This window comes from Streptosporangium subroseum, assembly GCF_900188345.1.
GTDB lineage: Bacteria > Actinomycetota > Actinomycetes > Streptosporangiales > Streptosporangiaceae > Streptosporangium > Streptosporangium subroseum.
This window is the reverse complement of sequence record NZ_FZOD01000167.1, coordinates 1-1,637: the sequence shown is the minus strand read 5'-3', so window position 1 is coordinate 1,637 and position 1,637 is coordinate 1. Positions and strand designations below refer to the sequence as shown.

Annotated in this window: 1 protein-coding gene; it reads right to left on the bottom strand. The window is 69.0% G+C overall.

Going from position 1 to position 1,637, the window contains the following annotated elements:
• Window positions 1–203: 203 nt before the first annotated feature.
• The coding region (locus CHC08_RS47840) for an acyltransferase family protein (protein WP_338055751.1) at window positions 204–1,637 on the bottom strand (1,434 nt) is incomplete at its 5' end.

Genomic DNA, 1,637 nt, shown 5'->3' with positions numbered 1-1,637 from the left:
CGCGCTGACATGAGATCCGGCCTGCGCTACCGCGCCACTTTCACGCGCTGACATGAGGCCCGGCCGCAGACCAGGCGGTTTACGGGCGCGGGTCGTATCAAGGGGTTCGGCGTCTTCCGCGCGAGCGACGACTTCGACGTCCGGATCTGCGAGGCGCCGACAGGTTCGATGACCGCGGCGGCCGCAGGAGCCGGGTCACCTGCCTATCCACGCATCCCGAACAGGAATCGCGTCACCCGCGTACGCCGCACCAGCAGGTCGTACGCGGCCACGGTCAGGGTGAGCGAGGCCGTGACGATCACGAGGTACTTGACCGCGATCGGCGCGTTCCAGCCGACGACGCCGTACGCTACCCCGACGACGATCGGCTGGTGCAGGATGTACAGCGGCAACGCGGCCACGGCCAGATAGCCGTACAGTCTCCTGCCCCGCCCGGCCGAGGAGACCTGTCCGGCAACCGGGATGTCCGACGAGTCCCGTTCGGCGGCCGGGATGTCCAGCGAGTTCTTTCCGGCGGCGGGGTCGTCCGGCGAGACTTGTTCACCGGACGGTGCGGGGCGGTGGCGGTCGAGAAGTCCCAGGATCGCGACCAGCCAGCACCACCCGGTCGCGCCGTACAACGTGCGGGCGCCGATCGCGAGCGCGGTCATGTCCATGAAGGGGTCGGCGCCGGGAGCGTCGCCCGCGACCAGCAACCCCGGCATGGCGATCAGGAACAGGACCAGGCCGAGCACGGCGGCCGGCAGCGCGTCGCGGCGCATCGCCGCTCGGAACCGATCGTCGGCGGCGAGCATGAACCCGTACAGGAAGAACAGCAGGTACGCCCAGCGACTCCACGCGGCGAACCCCTCCTCCAGACCCGCCAGCGCGCTGATCACCGCGACCGGAACGGCCGGCAGCAGGATGACGCCGCGCCGCCGCACCGCCGAGGCCAGCCGGTCACGGAGCCGGCGGCCGTGGTCGTTGGACAGCCAGTGGACCAGCGGCGCCAGCAGGAGTGAGAACGTGAGCAGCAGCAGCACGAACCACAGGTGCCCGCTCTCGAAATACTCGCCCCGTATGACAAAGGGAAACTCGGTCAGATCCAGGTGCACGTCGAAGAACCGTGGCAGGAAGTGCAGGTACGACTCGTGATAGGCGGGGTCGGCCCGCAGCCGCAGCCACTGCGGCACCGGAATGATCGTGAGCGTCGCGAAGACCAGCGGCACGCCGAGCCGGAGCAGCCGCTCCACGGCGAACCCGGCGGGCTCACGCCGGCGCAGCGAATGCCACGAGCCGAGACCGGCGATGAGGAAGAGTATCGGCATCGCCCACACCACGCAGAGACCGGCGAAGATCGTGGTCACGTCGGTGGTCTGGGCGTTCTTCACGTAGAAGTCGTCGCGCGTGTCGAACACCAGCGCCGAGTGGAAGAACACCAGCCCGATTACCACCAGGGTACGAATCGCGTCCAGTTCCGGCCGTCGTTCCGGCCGCGCCGCCCGGGATGGTTCGATGCGCGTCGTCGCCATCCTGCCTCCGTGTCCGCCCATCCCCGCCGCCGCCGTGCGCGGCAGAGTCAGTATCAACCTGATCATCGCCGGATACCAGACCGTCTTTCGGGTACGGTGTTCGGACCCTCCGGCCGAAGCGCTCGT